Below are 22,949 nucleotides of genomic sequence, written 5' to 3' on the forward strand. Positions count from 1 at the left end.
CAGATGATCAGGGAATGCCATCCTGCGTCGAGGTCCGCTCGCTCGCGTGTGTCCATGGGAAGCGAACGACGCTTCGGGACGTCGATCTGGTGCTCGCCCGCGGTCACGTACATGGCGTACTCGGCCCGCGCTGGGCGGGCAAGAGCACGCTGCTGCGGGTCCTCGCCGGAGAGCTCACGGCGAGCTCGGGCAGCGTGCAGGTGCCCGCGAGCGTGCTGCTCGTCGGCGATGACGGGCGGTCGCCGATCGAAGAGCGGCTGGACCCGCCGACGCGACGCCGGGTCGCATTGGCGCGGGCGGTCGCCGGCGGGCCGGACCTGCTGCTCGTCGACGAGCCGGTCGAGGGCTTCGACGCCGAGACGACCGCGGCCACGCGCTCGCTCGTCCTGCGCTACGCCGGCCAGGGCGGCACGGTCATCTGGGCGTCAAAGCGCCTTGACGTCTTCCTCGACCTGGCCGCCGGAGTGACCCTGCTCGCGGAAGGGCGGGTGCGGTACGCGGGGAGCGCCGAGGGGCTGGCCACGCGTGCGCTAGGTGGCCTGATCGTGCCTCTTCGCCATGCCGCGTGATTCCTAACCACTAGCCCAGTCCCAGGGTTAGTGGTGACAGTTTCTCGTGCAGCAGGCGTTAGTCTGAAACACGGTGCTTAGCAGTCATCCTCACACCAACGGATACGAGACGGACCTAGGAGCGCGCGTTCGTGCCCTGCGGCGTGAACGCGGGCTGACGCTCAAGGGCCTCGGCGAGAAGGCGGGCCTGTCGCATCCGTTCCTGAGCCAGGTCGAGCGCGGGCTCGCCCGGCCAAGCGTCAGCTCCGTCGAGCGCATCGCCGCCGCACTGGACGTCTCCGTCGCCCGCCTCTGGTCCCCCACCCGCGTCGGCGACACCACCGAGCTCGTGCGCAGCGACGAGGGTGATCGCGACGAGCAGGGCATCCGCGAGCTGGGCGGCACCCCCGGCGCCCCGATCCTGCGTGAGTGGTCGGCCCGCACCCGCCGCTGGCCGGAGGAATTCGAGGTCGCGGCGGGCGAGCTGGCGGTCTACGCCGCCCGCGGCTCGCTCGAGGTCGACCTCAACGGCACGATCCACGAGCTCGCCGAGGGCGACACCCTGCGCTTCGACGGCACCACCCCGCACCGCTTCCGCCGCACCGGCGGGACGACGACGCGCGCGCTGATCGTCGCCGCGGGCTGACGGTCGCTACACGCGGAACGCCAGGTCCGCGGGCGGATCCTCACCTGCGAGGAGCGAGGCCGCCGCGCGTGACAGCGCCGCCATCGCGACCCCCATCGGTCCCGGGCCGTAGCTGACCCGCGCCACGCCGAGCCGTGCCAGCTCCGCCAGCGGCGGCCCACCCGCCCCGAGGAGCAGGCTGATCGGGCCGCCCATCTCCTTCACCAGCGACTCGATCGTCGCCAGGTCGCGCACGCCCGGGACGAAGATGCAGTCCGCGCCCGCGTCGAGGTAGGCGGCACCGCGCTCGAGCGCGGCGACGAGCCGTTCCTCCGCCGGGATCACGTCACGCAGGTAGACGTCGGTGCGGGCGTTGATCACGAGCGGGATGTCGACCGCGTCGCCCGCTGCCCGCGCCGCGGCGACCACCGCGGCGTGCTCCTCGGCCGGCCACAACCCGCCGGCGGCGTCGGAGTCCTCGAGGTTGCAGCCCACCGCACCCGCCTCCAGCGCGGAGTCGAGCGTTAGCCGCGCGTTGCCGTAGCCGCGCTCGAGATCGGCGGTCACCGGCAGGTCCACGGCCCGCGCAACCACCCCCACGGCCGCGATCATCGCCTCCCGTGACAGCTGCTCGCCGTCCGCGAACCCGTGCGCGGCGGCGATCGACCAGCTCGCGGTCGCGATCGCCCGCGCCCCCGGCGCCGCCGCCACCACCCGCGCACTCGCCGCGTCCCACGCATTCACCAACACCAACGGCTCCGGCGCCGCATGCAACCGGCGTAGCTCTTCGGCCTTCTCACGCTGCGTACTCATGCCGCCCAACATAAAGGGACAGTCCCTTTAGGTTCGCCGCGGTGGCGGTGCGCGCCGCCCCGAGAGCCCGCGGAAGGTAAAGGGACAGTCCCTTTAGATTCGGCGGCGGAGGTGGTGGACGGCGCCTTGGGGGATCTCGGGTGCCGCGCGGGAGTCGATGGTGAAGGCCTCCGCGGCTGCCGCGAGGAACGGGCCGGCGGCGGGGCGGCCCGGGTCGGCGAGCCAGATCTCGCCTCGCTGGTCGATCAGGCGGGGCAGGAGTGGGAGCAGCGCTTCGCCGTTGCGCGGCTCGTACAGGACGTCGGAGGCGATCACGAGGTCCCACGGCGTCCGCTCGAGCAGGGCGTCGGGCGCGGTCCACGACGCGACGAACGCCTCGACCGCCAAGCCGTTGCGTTCCGCGTTGCGGAGGGTCATGGCGATCGAGTCCGGGGCCCAGTCGGTCGCCGTCACCCGCCCACCCGCGACGGCCGCGACCAGGGACGGCAGGCCGAGCCCGCAGCCCAGCTCGAGCACCCGCGCGCCGCGCAGCGACCGCGCCCCCACCGCCCGGGCCAAGGCCAAGGCGCTCGGCCACAGCTCCGCCCAGTAGGGCAGGAACTCCTCGTGCTCGAACGCGTCCTCGGTGAGCAGCGCTTCGGCGTCGCGCGGACGCAGCAGGCACAGGTCGCGCCCACCGATCCCCACCACCTCTTCGACGAGATCCTCCACCCACGCCTAGGATGCCTGAATCAGCGCACCGCCTCGCGTTACTAGCGTCGACGTCGCTCGCCGTGCCGGCGTCTCACAGTCCACGGTCTCCCTCGTGCTCTCCGGAAAAGCGGCCGGGCGGATCTCCGCGCGCACGGAGGAGGCCGTCAAGGCCGCGGCCAAGGAGCTGGGCTACCGGCCGAACGTCGCCGCCCGCGCGTTGCGGACCGGCGTCGCACGCAGCGTCGCGCTGGTCGTCCCCGACATCACCAACCCGTTCTTCGGGCGGGTGCTCAGGGGCGCGCAACGAGCGGCCCAACGCGCCGGCTACACCGTCGTCCTCGTCGACATCGGCAACGATCGCGCGTGGGAGGCGGCGTCACTGCAAGCGCTGCTCGCCGGCCCCGCCGACGGCCTGTTGCTCTTCGAGGCCGAGCTTCCCCCCGGCGCGACCGAGCACGCGATCCAGATCGAGATGCGCCCCGGCAAGCTGCCGGTCGTCCGGCTCGACGTCGAGGCCGGAGTCGACTGCGCCCTCGACCACCTGCTCGAGCTCGGCCACGTACGCATCGGCCACGTGGCGTCGAACTTCGAGGCGCCGACGTTCGACCTGCGGCGCGAGCGCATGCGCGACCGGCTGGGCGGGGTGCCGCCCACGGCGCTCGCGCCGTTCACCTTCGAGGGCGCGGCCCGAGCGGCCGCGAACCTGCTCGACGAAGGCGACGTCACCGCGGTGTTCTGCGACGACGACATCCTCGCCGGCGGCGTCTATCTCGCCGCGCGGGAGCGGAAGATCCGCATCCCCGAGGACCTCAGCGTCGTCGGGTTCGACGACCTCGACTTCGCGCGCGTGCTCGCCCCGCCGTTGACGACGGTGGGCGTCGACGCGGAAGGCCTGGGCGCCGCGGCGTTCGAGGCGCTGGCGAAGGATCTGGCAGGCGAGGACGTCGCCGCCGAGCAGGTGATCCCCGTCACGCTCTGCGTGCGGGAATCAACTGCACCCCCAGTTAGTTAACCGCGACGAAGCGCGTGTCCGGGAAGCGGGCGGTGACGGGGTCGATGGAGATGCGGCGGTCGACACCGATGGTGAGCACCTCGTCGTAGGACGCGGCGGCCAGCCGGTGCGTGACGCCGAGCTCGTCGGCGGTGGTGTGGGTGACGCGCAGCTGCGCGCCACGGTCTGCGGCGATGTCGCGCGCACGAGCGACCACGCTGGGCTGCTCGGCGGCCCGTCCGGCGACGACGACGGCGACCTTGGGCGTGGACTGCTCACCCTTGGCCGAAAGCGCCGCCGCTCCGGAGATCGCGAACACCGCCACGACGATGATGAGGAACTGTCGGATGCGGTGATTCATACGTATGAGCATAATACGTATGACTGCCTTCTTCAAGGCCCTTCACGAGACCGTCACGACTGGGTCACGGCGGCAAGGATCGCGCTAGGTTCCCGCGATGGCTGAACGCGAAGACAACCGCTGGGTGACGCTCGTCCTCGTCTGCCTGGCGCAGTTCATGGTCATCCTCGACGCGACGATCGTGAACATCGCGCTGCCGACGATCCAGGAGGATCTGCACTTCAGCCAAGCCGATCTGCAGTGGGTCGTGAACTCCTACACGCTGTTGTTCGGCGGGTTCCTGCTGCTGGGCGGCCGCGCGGCGGACATCGTCGGGCGCAAGAAGATCTTCATCGCGGGCACGATCCTCTTCTCGGTCGCCAGCCTGCTCAACGGGCTCGCGACCTCCAGCGGCATGCTGATCGCCTTCCGCGCCCTGCAGGGTCTCGGTGCCGCGCTCGTCTCCCCGGCGGCGCTGAGCATCATCACGACGACCTTCCCCGAGGGCCCGGAGCGCACCAAGGCGTTGGGTGTCTGGAGCGCCATCGCCGCGGGCGGCGGAGCGATCGGCCTGCTGCTCGGCGGCATCCTCACCGAGGCGCTGAGCTGGGAGTGGATCTTCTTCGTCAACGTGCCGGTCGGCGCCGCCACCGCGATCCTGTCGGCACGCCTGATCAGCGAGTCCAAGGCCGAGCGCGCGGGCGCCTTCGACGTGCTCGGCGCGGTCCTGGTCACCGCGGGCCTGATGGTGCTCGTCTACGCGATCGTCAAAGCGGAGAGCTTCGGCTGGGGCTCGGACCGCACGCTCGGTCTGGCCGCCGTCGGCGTCGCCCTGCTCGCGGTCTTCGTGCTGGTCGAGTCGCGCACGACCGGGCCGCTCGTACGGCTCGGCATCTTCAAGATCCGCAGCCTCGCGGTCGCCAACTCCGTGCTGCTGCTGGTCGCCGGCGGCCTGTTCGCGCTGTTCTTCTTCGCCACCCTGTACGTCCAGGAGGTGCTCGGCTTCAAGCCGATCAAGGCCGGCTTCGCGTTCCTGCCGGTGGCGTTCGGGATCGCCATCGGCGCCGGGACGGCGCAGGTGCTGATCAAGAAGATCGGCGTGCGCGCCAACGCGATCGCGGGCATGGTGGTCGCCGCCGCCGGGCTGTTCTACCTCAGCGGGGTGCCGGTCGACGGCACCTACGTGAAGGACCTGCTGCCCGGCCTGCTGCTGATGTCGTTCGGCATGGGCAACACGTTCGTGCCGATCACGCTGATCGCGACGACCAACGTCGAGCCGGAGGACGCCGGGCTGGCGAGCGGGCTCTTCAACACCTCCCAGCAGGTGGGCGGCGCGCTGGGCCTGGCCGTCCTATCGACGCTCGCGGCGGACCGGACGGTGAGCTACCTGCAAGGCCTAGGCCACCAGCCGGGGCCGCAAGACAAGGCGGCGGGGCTGGTGGAGGGCTTCCAGGTCGCCTTCACGTCGGCGGCGATCCTGGTCACGGTCGGCGCGATCCTCCTCGCCGTGCTGCTCCGCAGTCGCGATGTCGCGAACGTGAACCCGGAGCAGGGAGTCACGGTTGCTGCGTGACCGCTACTTGTAACGGTAAACAATGCGGCCGCGGTTGAGGTCGTACGGAGAGACCTCGACCCGGACCTTGTCACCGGGCAGCACGCGGATACGGAACCGGCGCATCTTGCCGGCGAGGTGCGCCAGCAGCTCGTGATCGTTCTCGAGCTTCACGCGGAACAACAGGTTCGGCAGGGCCTCGGTGACCTCGCCGTCGATTTCGAGCTTCTGCTCGACTGCCATAGGCATCTTCCTTTTAGATGAGGGCTGAGCGGGCACGCGGAGCGGGACGTCCGCGCGGGACCCTTTCATTCTAGAGACCGTGGATGCCCTCGACGCGTTTCGTTCACTCGACCTTCTCGGGGTCGCGGCAGGCGCGGCGAGCGGCGCGCTCGCCGCACGCCGGCAGGACAGCTTCGACCTCGTCGGCGTGCTCGGCCTGGCGTTCGCGTGCGGGCTCGGCGGCGGCCTCCTGCGCGATCTGCTGCTGAACGCCAACACCCCCGTGGCGCTGACCGACGCGCTCTACCTGCCCACCGTGATCACGGCCGCGATCGTCGTGTCGGTGATCGCGGGCGAGCCCGGCCCGAAGATCCTGCGCTCGATCCGGATCCTCGACTCGCTGGCGGTCGGCTTCTTCGCCGTCGCCAGCACCCAGCGCGCGAGGCAGGTCGGCGTGACCGTGCCCGCGCAGCTGCTGATCGGCGTCCTCGGCGGGTCCGGCGGCGCGTTGCTGCGCGACATCCTCACGGCGCGGACGCCGGAGATCTTCCGCCACGGCGAGCTCAACGCCCTCGCCGCGCTCGCCGCCGCGATCGTCTTCGTGCTCGCCGACCTCCTCACCCCCACCACCAGCGCGATGTTCATCGGCCTGCTGGTGGGCTTCGCGCTCCGCGCCGCCGCCATTCACTTCAACCTCCGCGGCCCCGCCCCGAGAACCTCACGCCGCGGCGATCCGTAGCGTTAGAAGGGGCATGCACTCCGCACTCCTCCCCAGCCCGATCGGCCCGCTCTACGTCGAGGCGGACGAGCACGGGCTGACCAAGCTCTACACCGACGGCCACCGCCTGCACGCCGACGCGGGCCCCGACGACGGCACGTTCGCCGAGGTCGCCAAGCAGCTCGACGAGTACTGGGCGGGCGAGCGCGACGCGTTCGACCTGCCGCTCTCCGAGCACGGCACGCCGTTCGAGCTCGCCGTCTGGGCTCGGTTGCGCGAGATCCCGAAGGGCGAGACCACGACCTACGGCGAGATCGCGCGCGAGCTCTCAAGCGTCGCTCGCGCGGTCGGGCGCGCCAACGGGCGCAACCAGATCTCCATCATCGTTCCCTGCCACCGCGTCATCGGCGCCGACGGCTCACTGACCGGCTACGCCGGCGGCCTCGACGCCAAGCGCGCGCTGCTCGAGCACGAGCAGGGCGTAGGGTCGTTGTATGGAGTACCGCAACCTCGGTAGGACCGGCGTCAAGGTCAGCCCGCTGTGCCTCGGCGCGATGATGTTCGGCGCCTGGGGCGAGCCGGACCACGACACATCGATCCGGATCATCCACGCCGCGCTCGACGCGGGCATCAACTTCGTGGACACGGCTGACGTCTACAGCCAGGGCGAGAACGAGGAGATCGTCGGCAAGGCCCTCAAAGGCCGCCGCGACGACATCGTTCTCGCCACGAAGTTCCACGGCCAGATGGGCGACGAGATCAACCATCAGGGCAACTCGCGCCGGTGGATCATGCAGGAGGTCGAGAACTCGCTCCGGCGGCTGGACACCGACTACATCGACCTGTACCAGGTCCACCGCCCGGACGAGGAGACCGACGTCGAGGAGATGCTCTCGGCACTGACGGACCTCGTCCGCGCCGGCAAGATCCGCTACTTCGGCTCCTCGACGTTCCCGGCGTCGCAGATCGTCGAGGCCCAGTGGGTGGCGCGCGACCGGGGCCTCGAGCGCTTCAAGACCGAGCAGCCGCCCTACAGCATGCTCGTGCGCGGGATCGAGGCCGACGTCCTGCCCACCGCCCAGCGCCACGGCATGGGCGTGATCCCCTGGAGCCCGCTCGCGGGCGGCTGGCTGAGCGGGAAGTACCGCAAGGGCGCCGACACGCCGACGTCCACCCGCGCGGACCGGCTCCCGCACCGTTACGACCTCAGCCTCCCGGGCAACCAGCGCAAGTTCGAGGCCGCGGACGCGCTCGGCGCGCTTGCGGACGAGGTCGGCATCCCGCTGATCGAGATCGCGATCGCGTTCGTCATCAATCACCCGGCGGTGACGTCGGCGATCATCGGGCCGCGCACGATGGAGCACCTCGAGTCCCAGCTCCCGGCGGCGACGCGCCAACTCGACGCGGAACTCCTGGACCGCATCGACGAGATCGTCCCGCCCGCGACGAGCTTCAACTACGCGGACACGGGCTACGCCAACCCGGCACTGGAGCCGGCGGCGCGCAGGAGGTGAGAGTTCGAAAGTGGCTTGGCGCCGGGCGGCCATCGGGGCCGCCCGGCGTCGCTCTTAGCGCGTGGTGTTCATCGCGCCGCCGCAGTGCGGGCAGCTTGCCCGCTCCGCGTAGCGCTCGCCCCACAGGCGAAGGCAGCGAAGGCATCGGATCATGGTGATCCTCCTTTCTTGAATCAAGGGAGCCGCAGCGTTTGAGCTGGCTGCGCTCGGGCCTTGACTCGTTCAAGGGTATCGGCAGCGGGTGACGGGAACCTAAGGGGAATGCCTATCCTCCGCGACGTGCAAGCTGGCCGAAGCGAATTGGAGCGAGCCGCCACGGCGCTCGCGACCCGCATTCCCGAGCCGTTGGGCGTCCTCGCCCGACTCGCTTATAACTACCGCTGGGCCTGGGATCCGGACGGGCCCGCCGTCTTCCGGGACGTCGATGCCGACCGCTGGGAGCGCGTCGCCGAGAACCCGGTCCGACTGCTCCAGGAGGCCGCGACCGACCGGCTCGCGGCCGCCGCGGCAAACCCCGAGCTGCTCGCCCGCGCCGCCGCGCTCGAGGAGCGCGTGAGCGCCGACCTCGCGCGCCCCCGCCGCGACGAGATCACGACGGCCGAGCGCCCCATCGCCTACTTCTCCGCCGAGTACGGCTTCCACGGCTCGTTCCCGATCTACTCGGGCGGCCTCGGCGCGCTCGCCGGGGACATCCTCAAGGAGGCTTCCGACCGCGCCTGGCCGCTGGTCGCCGTCGGCCTCCTGTACCGCGAGGGCTACTTCCGCCAGCGCATCGACGGCGGCGGCTGGCAGCACGAGTACTGGGTCGACACCGATCCGGACCGCCTGCCCACGGCGCTCGTCACGGGCGACGACGGCGAGCCGATCACGATCACGGTGCCGATCGGCGACACCGAGGTCACCGCGCAGATCTGGCGCGTGGACATCGGCGGCATCCCGCTCTATCTGCTCGACGCCGATCGACCGGAGAACACGCAGACCGCGCGCTGGATCACGTCGCGCCTGTACATCGGCGACGAGGACACCCGCCTGGCGCAGTACATGCTGCTCGGCGTTGGCGGCGTGCGGGCGCTCGAGGCGATGGGGATCGAGCCCGGCCTCGTGCACCTCAACGAGGGTCATGCCGCGTTCGTCTCGCTCGAGCTCGCCCGGCGCCACTACAGCGGCACCGGCTCGCTGTCCGCGGCGCTGGAGATCGGCCGCAAGCAGACGATCTTCACCACCCACACCCCGGTCCCCGCGGGCAACGACACGTACCCCGCCCAGCAGGTCGCGGACACGCTCGCGCATATCGCCGGGACGCTGGGCGTCGAGGCCGAGGAGATCATCGCGCTCGGCCGGACCAACCCGGAAGAGGGCGCGGAGCCGTTCGGCGTCACGCAGTTCGCGCTGCGCACCAGCCGCGCCGCGAACGGCGTGAGCCGCCGTCATGGCGAGGTCGCGCGCGAGATGTGGCAGGCGATGTGGCCCGAGAAGGCCGTCGACGACGTCCCGATCACCTACGTCACCAACGGCGTGCACATCCCGACGTGGCTCGGCCAGCCGATGTGGGAGCTGCTGAACAAGCATCTCGGCGAGGACTGGCTGGACCGCGCGACCGACCCCGCGACATGGGCCCCGGTCGACGACATCCCGGCCAAGGAGCTGTGGGACGTCCGCAAGACCCAGCGCGCCGACATGATCACCTACGTCCAGCACCGTGCGGTCGCGGACCGGCTGTCGCGCGACGAACCGCGTGCCTACGCGGAAGCCGCGGCGAACATGGATCCGGACGTGCTGACGATCGGCTTCGCCCGCCGCCTCGCCACCTACAAGCGGCTGAACCTGCTGCTCCAGGACGTCGAGCGCGCGATGAAGCTCGTCGCCGGCGACCGGCCGATCCAGGTCCTGATCGCCGGCAAGGCGCACCCGCGCGACGAGGGCGGCAAGCGGCTCGTCCAGGCCTTGTTCGAGTCCAAGAACGCGCCCGGCTTCGCCGATCGCGTCGCCTACCTCAACGACTACGACCTGCGCATGGCCGCGTGGCTCGTGCGCGGGTGCGACGTCTGGATCAACCTGCCGCGGCCGCCGCTCGAGGCGTCCGGCACGTCGGGCATGAAGAACGTCGTCAACGGCGGCCTGCAGCTGAGCGTGCTCGACGGCTGGTGGGCCGAGGGCTACGACGGCCACAACGGCTGGTCGCTGTCCGGCGACGTCGACCACGACCACGGCGCCCAGGACGCGCGCCACGCCCACGAGCTCCTGCGCCTGCTCGAGGAAGAGGTCGCGCCGGAGTTCTACCGCTCGTCAGGCGACGGCATCCCGCGCGACTGGGTCGCCCGCGTCCGCCGCTCGCTGCGCACGCTCGGCCCGGAGTTCGGCGCCGGCCGGATGCTCGAGGACTACGAGAAGAAGGTCTACAAGACCGGGCTCTAGCCCGGCCCGATGGTGACGGACGGCGTCGCGGTCGGCGACGCCGTCTTGGTGGCGGTGACCGTCGGCTCGGCGGTCGCCGTCGCGCCGGCGTCCGGCGTCGTGGCGGGCGCCGGCGTCTCGGTGGCGAACGGGGTCGCCGTCGGGACCGCCGGCGGGACCGCCGCGCCGGCCGCGGGCAGGCGCGCGTCCAGCTCCTTCTGCACGTCGGTGCGGAACTTGTTCAGGCTCGTATCGAAGTCTTGGTTGATCTGCTCGATGCGGTCATCGACGCGGTGCTGCGCGATCTGGCCGGCGATCACGAACAGCACGACCATGCCGAGCAGGACGACGCCCACCGCCACGGCCAGCATCCACGGCGCGATGGCGCGGCCGCTGCGGAAGCGGGCCGTGCAGTAGGGGCATGTCGGACCGGTCGCCCAGGACAGACGCGCGCAGTTCGGACAGACGCGCTGCGGGGGTGCGACGGCGGTGGTGGCCTCCATCCTCCCTAGCGTACGACGCAGTCATCCGACCTAACCCCACGGCGTCAGGTCGCGGATAATCCGGCCTCGCTCACGAGGAGGCACTGATGTCCGATACCGAAGCGCCCACGACGATCACCGAGCACGAGGCACAGGAGGTCGCGCGCGCCAACGCGACCGGGCTGCAGCCGGTGGTGTTCATCCACGGCCTGTGGCTGCTGCCGAGCAGCTGGGATCGCTGGGTCAAGCTGTTCGAGGAGGCGGGCTTCACCGCGCTCACGCCGGGTTGGCCCGACGATCCCGACACCGTGGAAGAGGCCAACGAGCATCCCGAGGTGTTCGCGAAGAAGACCGTCGGTCAGGTCGCCGACCACTTCGACGAGATCCTCCGCGGCCTGGACAAGAAGCCCGTCGTGGTCGGGCACTCGTTCGGCGGCCTGCTGACGCAGATCGTCGCCGGCCGCGGCCTCTCCGCCGTCTCGGTCGCGATCGACCCGGCGCCGTTCCAGGGCGTCCTCCCGCTGCCGTTCTCCGCGCTGAAGTCGGCGAGCCCGGTGCTCAAGAACCCGGCCAACCGCAACCGCGCGGTGCCGCTCACCTACGACCAGTTCCGCTACGGGTTCGCCAACGCGGTCAGCGAGGAGGAGGCGCACGCGCTCTACGACGAGTTCGCCGTTCCGGCCGCGGGCGCGCCGCTCTTCCAGGCCGCGACCGCGAACTTCAACCCGTGGACCGAGGTCAAGGTCGACACCAAGAACCCGGAGCGCGGCCCGCTGCTGATCATCTCGGGCGAGAAGGACCACACCGTGCCGTGGGCGATCGCCAACGCGTCCTACAAGCAGCAGCAGCACAACGAAGGCGTGACCGAGATCGTCGAGATCAAGGGCCGCGGCCACGCCCTGACGATCGACTCGGGTTGGCAGGAGGTCGCCGACACCGCGCTGTCCTTCGTCTCGCGCAACCTGTAGGGCTCAAGTCCGTCCGCTCCGTGGCCGATTCTGCGGACCGGGATGACTGACGACGTCATGACCGCGACGCGGGCGCTGGAAGGCGCCCGCTCCGCGCATTGGGAGGACCCGACCGGTGCGTCGGTCATCGCGACCGCCGCCGTGGACACCGCCCGCCGGTTCGGCGCGGACGCGCTCCTGTGTCGCGCGCTCGCGCTGCAGGGCTCGATCGCGCTCAACCGCGGCGATCTGCACGCCGCGCTCGCGCTGGCCACGGAGGCCGAGCCGTGGTCCGGCGAGGACGTCGTCGCGTGCGCCGAGCTCGGCGCGCTGCAGTCGCAGCTGGCGTTCTTCTCCGGCACGTACAGCCTGGCGCTCGCTCACGCCGAGGAGGCGTCGGCGCTCGCCGACGCGCAGGGCGACGCGCACCTGCGCCTGTATGTCCGGCGCGCGGCGTGCATGGTCCTCGGGACCGTCGGCGTCCCGGGCTGGGCCGAGTGGCTGCACGAGACGCTGGAGCTCTCGATCGCCGCCGGCGACGACTGGCAGGAGGCGATCTCGCGCAACGACCTCGCCTGCTGGCATCAGCGCGAGGAGCGGCTCGCCGACGCCGAGGCGGAGCTCGCCCGCGGGCTGGAGGCCGCGGCGCGACTGACGCCGGGTGACTTCGCGCTCGGCGTGCTGCACTCGACCCGCGCCGACATCCGGCTGCTCGCCGGGCGCCCGGAGGAGGCGCTGACCGACGCCAACCGCTCGCTCGCCCACCAGTTCGCCCAGCTCACGCCGAACCCGTACATCCTCGGCGTCACGGTGCGCGCCCAGGTCCAGGCGCTGGCTGCGCTCGGCCGGCTCGACGACGCGCAGCTCTCCGGCGACGGCGCGCTGGACCGGCTCGGGACCGACGTCCCGCACGCCCGCAGCCTCGTCCTGGCAACGCTCGCGGACGCGCTGCGCGACGCCGGCCGGGTCGAGGACGCCTACGACGCGCTGAGCCGCAGCGCCGCGCTCGAGCGCGAAGGCCTGCACGACCTCTCCGAGCTGCGCATCAACCTCGAGCGCGCCCGTCTGGAGACCGACGCGGCGCGCAGCACCGCGGCGGCGCTGGCGGCCAAGAACGCCGAGCTGGAAGCGCTCGTGCACCAGCTCAACGAGGCGCACGTGGCGCTCGAGCAGCGCACGGGCGAGCTGGAGACGCTGCAGGACCAGTTCCGCGAGCAGGCCGATCGCGACTGGCTGACCGGGCTGCACAATCGCCGCTACCTCGCACGCCAGCTCGATCTCGTCACCGGCGCCGAGGAGCAGGACTTCAGCCTCGCGGTCGTCGACCTCGATCATTTCAAGGGCATCAACGACACCTACGGCCACGACGTGGGCGACCAGGTCCTCGTGCGCGTCGCCGGGCTGCTGCTCGACGTCGTCCGCCGCAGCGACGTCGTCGCGCGCACGGGTGGCGAGGAGTTCGTGCTGCTGATGCCGGCCGCCGACGCCGACGCCGCGATGCACTGCTGCGAGCGGGCGCTCGCGGCGATCCGCGGCGCGGGCTGGGACGGCATCGCCCCCGGGTTGACCGTCACCGCGAGCGCCGGGATCGCGCGTTCCGGCGAGGCGCTGGGCCTGGACCGGATCGCCGCGCTCGCCGACCGCCGGCTCTACGACGCCAAGCGCCAGGGCCGCGATCGCGCCGTGGCGCGCACGTCACCCCTCGACGACCCGCTGCAGTAGCCGCTCGAGTTCGCGGCGGTCCTTGTCGGAGAGGCCGGCCAGCAGCGCGTCCTGCGCCGCGTCGGCGCGCGCGTTCAGGCGCGCCAGCGCCGCGGTCCCGGCGCTGGTGAGCAGGACGGCGTTGCGCCGCCGGTCCTGCTCGTCGACCGTCCGCTCGACCAGCCCGGCCGCCTCCAGGTCGTTGATGACGGCGACCATGTTCTTGCGGTCGATCCACAGCCGGCGGCCGAGCTCGGCCTGGCTGGCCGGGCCGATCTCGTCCAGCGTGACGAGCACCGTGAAGTGCGGCTTGCGCAGCCCCTCCTCGGCGAAGCCGTCGCTGACGAGCTGATGGCCGCGCCGCGCGGCCTCGCTCAATAGCCAGCTCGGAAGCTGTCGCAGTCGGTTCGGGGCGTCCACGCGGCGACATGATACCGTTGGTCTTACCAACGTTGGTACGACCAATGAAAGGCGGTAAGCGATGCCCACCATCGACGTACTCGACTCGACCATCCATTACGAAGGCTCAGCCGGGCCGATCGTGTACCTGCACGGCAACCCGACCTCGTCGCATGCGTGGCGCAAGGTCCTGCCGCGCACCGGCGGCCTCGCGCCCGACCTGATCGGGATGGGGCGCTCGGGCAAGCCCGACATCGCCTACTCGTTCGCCGACCACGCGCGTTACCTCGACGCGTGGTTCGACGCCATGGAACTGGACGACGTGATCCTCGTCGGCCACGACTGGGGCGGTGCGCTCGCGTTCGACTGGGCGGCGCGGCACCCCGGCCGCGTGCGCGGCCTCGCGTTCTTCGAGACGATCCTCAGGCCGCTCTGGTGGGCCGACTACCCACCGGTCGCGCAGGAGCGCTTCAAGGGCTACCGGACAGCGGGCGTGGGCGAGCAGAAGATCCTCGAGGAGAACGTGTTCATCACCGAGGCGCTGCACGCCACGACGCTCACGACGCTGAGCGACGAGGACTACGCGGTCTACGCCGCGCCCTACCCGACGGTCGAGAGCCGCCGCCCGCTGCTCGCGTGGCCGCGCGCGACGCCGATCGACGGCGAACCTGCCGACGTCGTCGCGCGGGCCGAGGCCTACGACGCCTGGCTCGCGACCAGCGCCGACGTCCCGAAGCTCCTGCTGACCTTCGAGGGCTCGCCGACGCTGATGATCGGGCCGGTGCTGGAAGCCTGGTGCCGGGAGAACATCGCCGCGCTCGAGGTCGTGCCGTGCGGCCCCGCGGGCCACCTCGCGCTCGAGGACCGGCCGGAGGCGATCGGCGACGCGCTCGTCGCCTGGCTCAACCGCACGCTCGCCCCGGCCTAAGGGCCTGAGAGCCGGCGGGCGAGCTCGACCCGCGAGCGGACCCCGAGCTTGCGGTAGACCTTCGAGAGGTTGGCCTCGACGGTCTTGCGGCTCACGAACACGGCGGCGGCGATCTCCGGGTTCGAGCGGCCCTCGGCAGCCAGTGCGGCGATCCGCGCCTCGGTGGCGCTCAGCTCCGACGGGGCGGGGCGCTGCCCGAGGCGGGCGAGCTCCGCCTCGGCGCGAGCGGCCCAGAGCGGCGCGGGCAGCGCGTCGAGCAGGGCGACGGCGCGCTCCAGCGCCTCGCGCGCCGCTCGGCGTTGCTTCGCGCGGCGCTCGAGTGCGCCGGAAACGATCAAGGTGCGCGCGAGTTCGAGCGGCTGACCCGCTCCCTCGTGCGCGGCGACGGCGGCCCGCGCGTGCTCGCGGGCGGCGTCGAGCTCGCCGCCCGACGCCAGCAGCAGCGCTCGGCTGCGCGCGGCGACGCCCCGCATCCACGGCCGCGGGTTGCGCCCGGCGAGTAGCTCGAGATGAACGGTCAGGCGGCTCGCGCGGTCGTGATCGCCGAGGACGACGAGCGCTTCGATCTCGTTGTGGACGATCTCCGGATGGAAGCCGAGCTCGACGACGCCCTGGCGCAGCAGCTCGTCGGTGGCGGGCGCGAGCCGGCGCCCCGCGGCCGCGGGATCGTCGAGTGACAGCTCGAGCGCCCCGAGCACCCCGCGGAAGCTGATCTCGTACGCCCGGTCGCCCATGCTCCGGGCGACGTCGAGCCCTTCGACCGCCAGCGCACGTGCCTCCGCCTCGTTCCCGAGACCGGCCTCCAACAGCGCGCGGTTGGCGGCGCCCGCGTTGCGCTCCTGCTCGGAGCTGGCCTGGCGCGCCAGCTCCCCGGCCGCCTCGGCCAGTGTCCGGGCTCGCTGCCAGTCGCCGGCGCGGCGCTCGATCGCCGACCGGTAGGAGAGGATCATCGCCCGCGCGTCCTCATGCCCGGAGGCCAGCGCGCGGTCGTGCGCCTCGGCGAAGACGCGACGCGCCTCGTCGTAGGCGTCGGTGACGAGCAGGGCGAGGCCGAGCCGCAGGGACGGCGCCTGCTGGCCGAGGAACGCGGGCAGGCGCTGCTCGAGCGCGGCCGCATCGCGCAGTTCGGGCCCGACGCCGCCGCCGCGCAACAGGCGCGTGAGCCCGAGCGACGCGAGCGCGAGCGCCTCGACGGCCCGATCGCCGGCACGACGGGCGCCCTCGACCGCGGCGCGGGCGTGCGCCTCGCTGGCGTCGAGCTCGCCGCGGATGCGCTCGGCCGTGCTCAGGCGCTGGCGGGTCACGGCGATCAGCCGGTCGTCGTCGGCGGCCTCCGCGATGGCCTGCTCACCCACCCGCACGGACTCGCCGAAGTGCGCCGACGACGTGTGCAGCCAGCTCAGCAACGACAGCGCCTCGGCGCGCTCCGGGCCGGGCTCGAGCCGGTCGACGAGGTCGGACGTCAATGCGTAGGCGCGGCGCGGATCGCCGGCGGCGGCATGATGCTCGGCCGCGGCGACGGTACGCCGGGCGGCCACCGACACGGCGTCGCGGGGCGTCAGCCGCGCCGCGTGCTCGGCCAGCCGTGCGGCGGTCTCCGCCGCTCCCCGTCGCGCCGCGCGGTCCGCGGCCGTCTCGAGCTCGTCGGCGGTGGCGGCGTCGGGCCCGGCGGCGGCGAGCGCCAGGTGCAGCGCGCGCGCCTCACCGGTGGTCTCGAACTCGGCCAGCCGGCGGTGCAGCGCGGCGGCCCGCTCAGGCCCGATGCGGCCATGGACCGCGGAGGCGAGCAGGGGATGCGTGAACGCGAGACGGTCGCCGGCGGTCTCGACCACGCCGGCGTCGAGCGCGGCGTCGAGGCTGCCGTCGAGCCCGTCCGCCTGCACCAGGGCGAGCACGATGTCGACGCGGCGGTCATACAGCAGCGCCACGCGCTGCAGCAGGTCGACGACGGGCTCGGGCAGCGCGGCCAAGCGTGCGTCGACGACGCCCTGCAGCGTGGCCGGCAACTCACCGTCGCCCTCGACCGCGAGTTGAAGGGCGTAGAACGGGTTGCCGCCGGAGAGCTCGCGCAGCCGCCGCAGCACCGGGCGCGAGACCGAGAGCCCGAGCCGGGTCTGCAGCAGCTCGTGCAGCTCCCCGTGGGTCATCGGGGCGAGCGTCACCCGTGTCGTCCGACCGGCGCCGAACGCCTGCGACAGACCCAGCGGCAGCTCCTCCCCACCCGGAGAGCGCCGCGCGAGCAGCACCGCGACCTGGTCGTCGGACGCGCGGCGCGCGGCGAACTCCAGGACCGCGCGCGAGGGCGCGTCGAGCCACTGGACGTCGTCGATCGCGACGACCACCGGCTGCTGGGCCGCGAGGTGGCGCAGCACGGCCAGCAGGCCACCGGCGATCGCCCGCACGTCCTGTGCCGCGCCGCCGGCGTCCTCGCGCAGCAGCGCCGCCTCGAGCGCGCGGCGCTGCGGCGGCGCGAGCGTCCCCACGACGTCGGCCAGCTTGCGCCCGCCGAGCAGGTCGGCGAGCGCCGCGAAGGCCAGCTGGGTCTCGGCGGGTGCCGGGCGGCAGCGAAGCACGCGGCAGCCGGAGCGCGCCGCGTTCTGCAACGCCTCCTCCCACAGCGTGCTCTTGCCGATGCCGGCCTCGCCGTCGAGGACGAGCGCCGCGGGCCCGTCGCGCGCGGCCAGGAAGGTCCGCAGCGCGGCCCGCTCAGCCTCACGGCCGACGACCGTCGCACCGCCCCCGATCATCGCCGCGAACGTACCGGGGTCAGGATGAACGGATGGTGTGCGTCACGCCTCCCTCCGCGCGCCGGCGACGAGCGCGACGCCCGGGAACTGCAGACCGTCGACCGTCGTGTAGGGCGCGACGAGATCGCGGACGCGGGCCCGCAGCACGCGCGAGTCGTCCTCGGGCAATGCCTTGAGGAGGTTGACGAGCGGGCCGGCGAGCGCCGACGTGCGCTCCCACCAGGCGTCGAACGTCGCCTCGCGCAGCGGGACGGAGACCTCGCCGGCGGTCACGTCGGTCAGTGCGGCGGCGTCGAAGACGGCGCGCAGCACGTTCACGTCCGACAGCGAGAATGGGCCTGGGACACAGGGCGGCGGGACCGGCTTGCCCAGGTGCGCGGAGACGGCGTCGAAGACGAGCCCGAGCCACGGGTTGCGCTCGCGCGGGCCCCAGACGGCGACGGCGACCCGGCCGCCGGGGCGCAGCACGCGCCGGATCTCGCGCGCCGCCTCGATCGGGTCCGACGCGAACATCAGGCCTTCGCGGCACAGGACGACGTCGTAGGCCGCATCGGGCTCCACGATCCGCTCGAGGTCGAGCTCGCGGGTGCTGACGTTGGTCAGGCCGCGGGCGGCGGCGCGGCGGGCGGCGACGGCGGTCATCGCGGCGGCGACATCGGAAAGCACCACGTCGCCCGTCGGGCCGACGCACTCGGCGGCCGCGAGCCCGGCGCCACCCGGGCCGCAGGCGAGCTCGAGCACGCGGTCGCCCGGTTGCGGATCGGCGAGCGACAGCAGCTCGTTGGTCACATCGACGCCGCGGGCGTCGGCGTAGTCGGCGTGCTCGGCCCAGGAGCCGGCCACCGCCGCCCAGAGGCCGTGGAGATGCTGATTGGAGGTCGCGGTCATGTCGTTTCCCTTCACTGTCATGGGTTCAGGTGCAGGCTCGTGGTGTGGCGCCCGGGAGCACGGATCGGGACGGTCCGGCCGGGGGTTTGGAGGACGAGGCCGGTGGTGGCGCGGGCGAGCACCCACGGGTCGTCCGTGCGGGGGTCCAGAGCCACCGCGTAGACGTCTCGCGACGGCATGACCGTGGCCGGTCCGAACGCTCCCGCGGCGGTGAGGTGTCTCACGACCACATGCCGTTGGCTCGTCCAGGCGAGCACGGCGTCGCCGTTGCGAGCGACCGCGGGCGCGGCGACCCATTGGGCGGTCTGCGGGATGCGCTTCGTCATCATCCCGGCGGCATCGACGTGCGCGATCGCGAACTGGTTGACCAGCAGCCAGGCCCCGCCTCGGCCGTCCGGCTTCACCGCCGGGACCGTGAGCGCGTCGGCGTCCTGGGCGAGCGCCGGCGACGTCCAGAACTGCGGCGCGCGGCCCTCCGCCAAGCGGAAGGCGACGCCGCTCTCCGTCCCGGGAACCACACCGAACGCCGTGCCCGAGGCATCGACCGCGAGCGGTGGCACGTCGGCGCGAGCGGGCGCGGCGAGCAGGAGCGCGGCGGCCGTCGCCGCGATCAGCCGGAGCACGCGGTGAAGTGGTTGTGCAGCGTCAGGTCGATGGTGCGCCCGCGGCGGGTCCTGAGAAAGACGTGCGCGCTCAGCATGTGCCGGCTGCCGGGTGAGACGTGGACGCGGAAGCGCGCACGGAACGACGGGTGCTTGTCCGTGGCCCTCAGCTTCCCGTCGAGCCGGAAGAGGACCTTGCGGATCGTCGAGCCGACGCGGCCGCCGGGCTTGTGCGAGCGGATCTTCAGGCGCATCACGACGTCACCGGGCAGCACGCAGCCGCCCGGCGTCTGCAGCGTCAGGACGTCGCGGTCGACGCGCACCGAGGTGCTGGCGAACGGGCCGCGGTCGGGATCGAAGACCACCCGCGGCGGGGCCGGCGGCGTGGGCGCCGGCGCCGGCGGGGTCGGCGCCGGAGGCGCGGGCGTGGCGCCCGGTGCGATCGGCGTGAGGTCCGCGAGCTCGAGGCCGCCGTCGTCGACGAAGCTCACGGCGCCTTGCCCGTCGTCGCCGACCGCGACCGACGCGTTGCGGTCGTCGAGGTAGCTATCGCCGAGCGCCGCGACGTCGATCGCCGAGAAGCTCGAGCCCTGGTTGACGGACGTGAACAGGCGCATGACCTTCGCGCCGTCGCCTGCGCGGGTCTCGGGCCAGACGACCGCGAGCCGGCCGCTCGGCGCCTGTGCGGCCGCGCCGCCGTCGAAGAGCTCCGCGGCGGTGTCGTCGGCGAGCAGGAGCGGCTCGCCGAAGCGGGTGCCGTCGTCCTTGCGGACGACGATCCGCGTCGGAACCGCGCCGCCGGGCGACGTCTCGGCGTCGACCAGGAACAGCCCCGCGGCCCCGCCCGTCAGCACCGGAGTCGTGCCGGTGCTGACCTTGTCCGGGCCTTCCCAGCTGCCGGACTCGGTCAGCGCGCCGGCGCCCTTGTAGCGAAAGGTCTCGACGGTGCTGTCGCTCGCCGTCGGGTTCGATCCAAGATTGAAGTACGCCTGCACGGGATTGCCGTTGCGGTCGAGCGCCAGGCTCGAGTCCTGCACGTCCAGGCCGGCGTGGTCGAGATGGACGGCGCCGCGAACGTTGCCGAACACGCCGACGCCGAGGCCCGCGGTGTCGCCGCCGATCAGCGCGTTCGGGCCGGACGCGACGACGTCCTGCGGGTGGATCAGCTGGGTCGGGTAGACGCCGCGGATCCGGGCGGGGGCTCCGAACGGCGCGCCGTCGACCGAGGTCCAGGTGATCACGTCGCCCGGGCCGCTGCGCGGCCCGACGAGGGTCACCGTGTCGCCATTGACGATCGGGAACACGCCGTCGACGGCGAACGCCGCGCCGTCGCCTTCAGGCGCGTGGAGAATCTGGGGCGCGCACGCGCTGTCGCCGGGCGCGACCACGCACGCCTTGACGACCGGGGCGAGCGCACCCGAGCCCGGATCGCTCGTCCAGGCGACGAGCGCGCTTCCGGACGCGCTCCCCGGTGGGTTGAGGAGGACGTGCCCGGGGGTCACCGGGTGCGCGTCGAGGGTGAAGCGGTTGGCGGCATGGGCGCTGGGAACGGCGGCGAACAGGGTCGCCGCCGCCAGCACGCCGAGGCCGGCGCGAAGCAGGTGCATATCGGTCCTTTGTTCAGAGGGAGAAGGTGCGGTGCGACACGGCGTCGTCGAACGCGCGCGTGACGCGCCGGCGACGGCCGCTTGAGTCGAGCCCGGCGATCGCGAGCGAGCCGGAGTGGGTGTCGCCGAGCGGCAGGTACAGCAGCCGTTCGACCGCGCGACCGGGCCTGGCGACGAGCAGTTGATCGGCGCCGTTCCCGGCCCCGTCGCGAACCGACGCCGTCGCCGCGGCGGCCGCGAGCAGCGCCGCGCTCATCGTGCGTACCGGCGGATGCAGGTGATCAGGCGGTCGCTGTCGCGTACGCCGCTGACGCAGCCGCGGATGGTCTCGGAGACCTCGATGTGATGGGAGGCGAGGCAGAGCATCAGCTCGGCGGGATCGCCGTCGGCCGCTTTCACGCAGCCGTCGACGACGGAGCCGCCGGACGCCGCGACCGCGTGGCCGCCACCGTGCGACGGCGAGGGCCGGGCGCCCCCGCCGCCGCAGGCGGCCATCCCCAAGCACGCGACCAGCAATGCGGCGCGCTTCATCGCCGCACCGCGTCAGGGACCGACGCGGCGAACGCGACGAGCAGGGCGGCGAAGCGGTCCGGGTCGGCGAGCGGCGGGAAGTGGTGGGAGCACGGCCAGGTCTCGATCTGCGCCTGCGGCACGCGCTGCGCCACGTAGGCCAGCTCGTCCCACGGACGCGTCTCGGCGTAGATCGCGACGTACGGCACGGCGGCGTCGCGGACCGTTTCGAGCAGCCGCTCCGTCAGCGCCGCCATGTCCTCCGGCGACGTCTCGAGCAGCTCCGCCCAATAGCTGAGCACGAGCTCGCGTTCGACGCGGTCGCCGGCGGCCAGCAGCGAGCGCAAGCTCGGCGCGACGCGCTCGACGTGCATGCTGTCGCGGAACATCGCCCACGTGCGCTCGAAGCCCTCGCCGCGCAGTTGCGGGGCGAGCGACTGCACGAGGCGGGCGAACGGCTCGGTCGAGAGCGGCGCGTCGACGTTCACGACGCCCGCCACGGGGTGCTCGACGGCGTACAGCGTCGCGACCAGCGCGCCCAACGAGTGGCCCACGAGCACCGGCGGCTCCAGCTCGGCCTCCTGCACCGCGTCATGGACCGCGGCGACCACGGACTCGAGACGATGGTCGTTCAGCGCCGGCGAGGCGCCGTGGCCGGGGAGGTCGATGGCGAGCGCGCGGCGGCGCGGGGGAAGCGCGGCGATGACCGGCGCCCACATCTGGTGGTCGAAGGTCAGGCCGTGCAGGAAGACGAACGGGTGGCCGGGCACGCCGGCGTGGCCGCGCGCGTACGCGGCAAGAGGGGGAGACATAGCGGTCCTTCTTGAGAGTCCGGGGAGGAGTGACGACTGTCCCGCAACACGGCTCCCGCATCAATTGGGGAGGTCCCTACGGCGATCGGATCCGCTAGTCGCCCGCGGCGGGGACGTACACCGAGGGCGAGGCCGCGATCACCTCCGGCTTCTCGTGCGCGTCGGTCGCGTCCGGCTTCCCGGTGCTCGGCCCCGACACGCTGGTCGCGGCGGCCATTCAGGGCGCCGCGCCGCGGGTGGGCGACGTCTTCTACCTGCGGCTCACGGGGGTCGAGCTCGGCGACCCGTGCACGGGCGGGACGAGCGTCCTCCCCGAGCTCTTGCCGCTCAATGGCGTGAGCACCGCGATCGACGCCGCCCACCCGGTGCTTCTGCGCTACGAGGCGTTTGACGGCGGCAACGTCGCCGACGACGCGGTGGTCGTCAAGGCGGGCCAGACCGGCGGGACCGAGTTCGACGCGATCAGCACGCGCGCGCCGCAGGGCGAGCCGTTCCCGATCGCGACCGGCAACGGGAAGCTGGAGCTCTACGTGCCGCTGCGCGCCACCCGCCGCACGACCGCCGCCGACATCCTCACCGTCGCCAACCTGATCGGCAACGCGAGTACGCCGGCGATGATCCAGGCCACGGTCGGGCTCCCGTCGAGCGCACCCGCCAAGCCGGTGCCGAAGGTCGGCGCCAAGCTCGCGCTGACGGTGACGACCGTGCCCGGAGCGAAGGTGACGGCGACGCTGACGTCGGGCAAGAAGACCATCGGGTCGGCGAAGGGAACCGTCGCCGCGAACAGCACGGTCACGCTCAAACCGAAGGCCAAGCGCGGCTACAAGCGGGCCAAGCTCACGCTCACGACCGTCCTCAGCGACGGCTCGCGCGCACCGGATCTGAGTAAGACGCTCGCGATTCGGTAAAGCTGTAG

General features: G+C 72.6%; 25 protein-coding genes. 12 read left to right on the plus strand and 13 right to left on the minus strand.

Annotated elements, in window-relative coordinates:
• The first annotated feature begins 14 nt into the window (after window positions 1-14).
• Together OM076_RS14475 and OM076_RS46080 are read left to right on the plus strand one after the other, a co-directional pair.
• On the plus strand, window positions 15-569 hold the full coding sequence (locus OM076_RS14475) for an ATP-binding cassette domain-containing protein (protein WP_270040708.1): 555 nt from the start codon (window positions 15-17) through the stop codon (window positions 567-569).
• Window positions 570-642: 73 nt separating this feature from the next.
• A complete protein-coding gene (locus tag OM076_RS46080; protein ID WP_270040709.1) occupies window positions 643-1,194 on the plus strand; it encodes a helix-turn-helix domain-containing protein in 552 nt (183 codons plus the stop codon).
• Window positions 1,195-1,200: 6 nt separating this feature from the next.
• Here the strand turns inward: OM076_RS46080 and OM076_RS14485 are convergent, their stop codons facing one another.
• Entirely contained in the window at window positions 1,201-1,986 is a 786-nt protein-coding gene (locus OM076_RS14485; RefSeq protein ID WP_270040710.1) for an isocitrate lyase/PEP mutase family protein, read from the minus strand.
• Window positions 1,987-2,079: 93 nt separating this feature from the next.
• Window positions 2,080-2,697 (minus strand): class I SAM-dependent methyltransferase, encoded by a 618-nt coding sequence (locus tag OM076_RS14490; RefSeq protein ID WP_270040711.1) that lies wholly within the window; start codon window positions 2,695-2,697, stop codon window positions 2,080-2,082.
• A 19-nt stretch (window positions 2,698-2,716) separates the two neighbouring features.
• Here OM076_RS14490 and OM076_RS14495 point away from each other — a divergent pair, with 19 nt between their 5' ends.
• Window positions 2,717-3,691 (plus strand): LacI family DNA-binding transcriptional regulator, encoded by a 975-nt coding sequence (locus OM076_RS14495; protein ID WP_270040758.1) that lies wholly within the window; start codon window positions 2,717-2,719, stop codon window positions 3,689-3,691.
• On the opposite strand, the gene OM076_RS14500 is transcribed toward OM076_RS14495, so the two are convergent.
• Window positions 3,684-4,067 (minus strand): hypothetical protein, encoded by a 384-nt coding sequence (locus OM076_RS14500; protein ID WP_270040712.1) that lies wholly within the window; start codon window positions 4,065-4,067, stop codon window positions 3,684-3,686. The two genes, OM076_RS14495 and OM076_RS14500, sit on opposite strands and share 8 nt — an antisense overlap.
• Window positions 4,068-4,128: 61 nt before the next feature.
• Here OM076_RS14500 and OM076_RS14505 point away from each other — a divergent pair, with 61 nt between their 5' ends.
• On the plus strand, window positions 4,129-5,583 hold the full coding sequence (locus OM076_RS14505; protein ID WP_270040713.1) for an MFS transporter: 1,455 nt from the start codon (window positions 4,129-4,131) through the stop codon (window positions 5,581-5,583).
• A 3-nt stretch (window positions 5,584-5,586) separates the two neighbouring features.
• Here OM076_RS14505 and infA read toward each other — a convergent pair whose 3' ends face one another.
• On the minus strand, window positions 5,587-5,805 hold the full coding sequence (gene infA, locus OM076_RS14510; RefSeq protein ID WP_028061634.1) for a translation initiation factor IF-1: 219 nt from the start codon (window positions 5,803-5,805) through the stop codon (window positions 5,587-5,589).
• Between the two features lie 79 nt (window positions 5,806-5,884).
• Between infA and OM076_RS46085 the strand changes: the two genes are divergently transcribed.
• From OM076_RS46085 to glgP, 4 genes are all read left to right on the plus strand, one after another.
• Window positions 5,885-6,523 (plus strand): trimeric intracellular cation channel family protein, encoded by a 639-nt coding sequence (locus tag OM076_RS46085; protein WP_270040714.1) that lies wholly within the window; start codon window positions 5,885-5,887, stop codon window positions 6,521-6,523.
• 13 nt (window positions 6,524-6,536) lie between these two features.
• Entirely contained in the window at window positions 6,537-7,019 is a 483-nt protein-coding gene (locus OM076_RS14520) for a methylated-DNA--[protein]-cysteine S-methyltransferase (RefSeq protein WP_270040715.1), read from the plus strand.
• Window positions 6,997-8,016, plus strand: coding sequence for an aldo/keto reductase (locus OM076_RS14525; RefSeq protein ID WP_270040716.1), 1,020 nt, complete (start codon window positions 6,997-6,999; stop codon window positions 8,014-8,016). The genes OM076_RS14520 and OM076_RS14525 overlap by 23 nt, the downstream gene beginning before the upstream one ends.
• 279 nt (window positions 8,017-8,295) lie before the next feature.
• A complete protein-coding gene (gene glgP, locus OM076_RS14530) occupies window positions 8,296-10,431 on the plus strand; it encodes an alpha-glucan family phosphorylase (RefSeq protein WP_270040717.1) in 2,136 nt (711 codons plus the stop codon).
• Here glgP and OM076_RS14535 read toward each other — a convergent pair.
• Complete coding sequence (locus OM076_RS14535; RefSeq protein ID WP_270040718.1) at window positions 10,428-10,913, minus strand: hypothetical protein; 486 nt, start codon at window positions 10,911-10,913, stop codon at window positions 10,428-10,430. The two genes, glgP and OM076_RS14535, sit on opposite strands and share 4 nt — an antisense overlap.
• Before the next feature lie 86 nt (window positions 10,914-10,999).
• Here OM076_RS14535 and OM076_RS14540 point away from each other — a divergent pair, with 86 nt between their 5' ends.
• Entirely contained in the window at window positions 11,000-11,860 is an 861-nt protein-coding gene (locus OM076_RS14540; protein WP_270040719.1) for an alpha/beta hydrolase, read from the plus strand.
• A 42-nt stretch (window positions 11,861-11,902) separates the two neighbouring features.
• Window positions 11,903-13,561, plus strand: a complete 1,659-nt coding sequence (locus tag OM076_RS14545) for a tetratricopeptide repeat-containing diguanylate cyclase (protein ID WP_270040720.1) — start codon at window positions 11,903-11,905, stop codon at window positions 13,559-13,561.
• On the opposite strand, the gene OM076_RS14550 is transcribed toward OM076_RS14545, so the two are convergent.
• Complete coding sequence (locus OM076_RS14550) at window positions 13,535-13,960, minus strand: MarR family winged helix-turn-helix transcriptional regulator (RefSeq protein ID WP_270040721.1); 426 nt, start codon at window positions 13,958-13,960, stop codon at window positions 13,535-13,537. The genes OM076_RS14545 and OM076_RS14550 overlap by 27 nt on opposite strands.
• Before the next feature lie 61 nt (window positions 13,961-14,021).
• On the opposite strand from OM076_RS14550, the gene OM076_RS14555 reads away from it, so the two are divergent.
• Window positions 14,022-14,867 carry a haloalkane dehalogenase gene (locus tag OM076_RS14555; RefSeq protein WP_270040722.1) on the plus strand — a complete coding sequence of 282 codons (846 nt, stop codon included), beginning with the start codon at window positions 14,022-14,024 and terminating at the stop codon, window positions 14,865-14,867.
• Here OM076_RS14555 and OM076_RS14560 read toward each other — a convergent pair.
• From OM076_RS14560 to OM076_RS14590, 7 genes are read right to left on the minus strand one after another with little or no spacing between them, the layout of a single operon-like run.
• Window positions 14,864-17,614 (minus strand): ATP-binding protein, encoded by a 2,751-nt coding sequence (locus tag OM076_RS14560; protein ID WP_270040723.1) that lies wholly within the window; start codon window positions 17,612-17,614, stop codon window positions 14,864-14,866. The genes OM076_RS14555 and OM076_RS14560 overlap by 4 nt on opposite strands.
• 42 nt (window positions 17,615-17,656) lie before the next feature.
• Window positions 17,657-18,502 carry a class I SAM-dependent methyltransferase gene (locus tag OM076_RS14565; protein WP_270040724.1) on the minus strand — a complete coding sequence of 282 codons (846 nt, stop codon included), beginning with the start codon at window positions 18,500-18,502 and terminating at the stop codon, window positions 17,657-17,659.
• 17 nt (window positions 18,503-18,519) lie between these two features.
• Window positions 18,520-19,125, minus strand: coding sequence for a hypothetical protein (locus OM076_RS14570; protein ID WP_270040725.1), 606 nt, complete (start codon window positions 19,123-19,125; stop codon window positions 18,520-18,522).
• Window positions 19,113-20,711 carry a hypothetical protein gene (locus tag OM076_RS14575; RefSeq protein ID WP_270040726.1) on the minus strand — a complete coding sequence of 533 codons (1,599 nt, stop codon included), beginning with the start codon at window positions 20,709-20,711 and terminating at the stop codon, window positions 19,113-19,115. The genes OM076_RS14570 and OM076_RS14575 overlap by 13 nt, the downstream gene beginning before the upstream one ends.
• A 13-nt stretch (window positions 20,712-20,724) precedes the next feature.
• The gene (locus OM076_RS14580; RefSeq protein WP_270040727.1) at window positions 20,725-20,967 is read right to left on the minus strand and encodes a hypothetical protein; all 243 of its coding nucleotides are present in this window, start codon (window positions 20,965-20,967) and stop codon (window positions 20,725-20,727) included.
• A complete protein-coding gene (locus tag OM076_RS14585) occupies window positions 20,964-21,242 on the minus strand; it encodes a hypothetical protein (RefSeq protein ID WP_270040728.1) in 279 nt (92 codons plus the stop codon). Before OM076_RS14585 ends, OM076_RS14580 begins: the two co-directional genes overlap by 4 nt.
• Window positions 21,239-22,033 (minus strand): alpha/beta fold hydrolase, encoded by a 795-nt coding sequence (locus tag OM076_RS14590; protein WP_270040729.1) that lies wholly within the window; start codon window positions 22,031-22,033, stop codon window positions 21,239-21,241. The genes OM076_RS14585 and OM076_RS14590 overlap by 4 nt, the downstream gene beginning before the upstream one ends.
• 182 nt (window positions 22,034-22,215) lie before the next feature.
• On the opposite strand from OM076_RS14590, the gene OM076_RS14595 reads away from it, so the two are divergent.
• Window positions 22,216-22,941, plus strand: coding sequence for a hypothetical protein (locus tag OM076_RS14595; protein WP_270040730.1), 726 nt, complete (start codon window positions 22,216-22,218; stop codon window positions 22,939-22,941).
• The last annotated feature ends 8 nt before the right edge of the window (window positions 22,942-22,949 follow it).

Source organism: Solirubrobacter ginsenosidimutans (assembly GCF_027587205.1).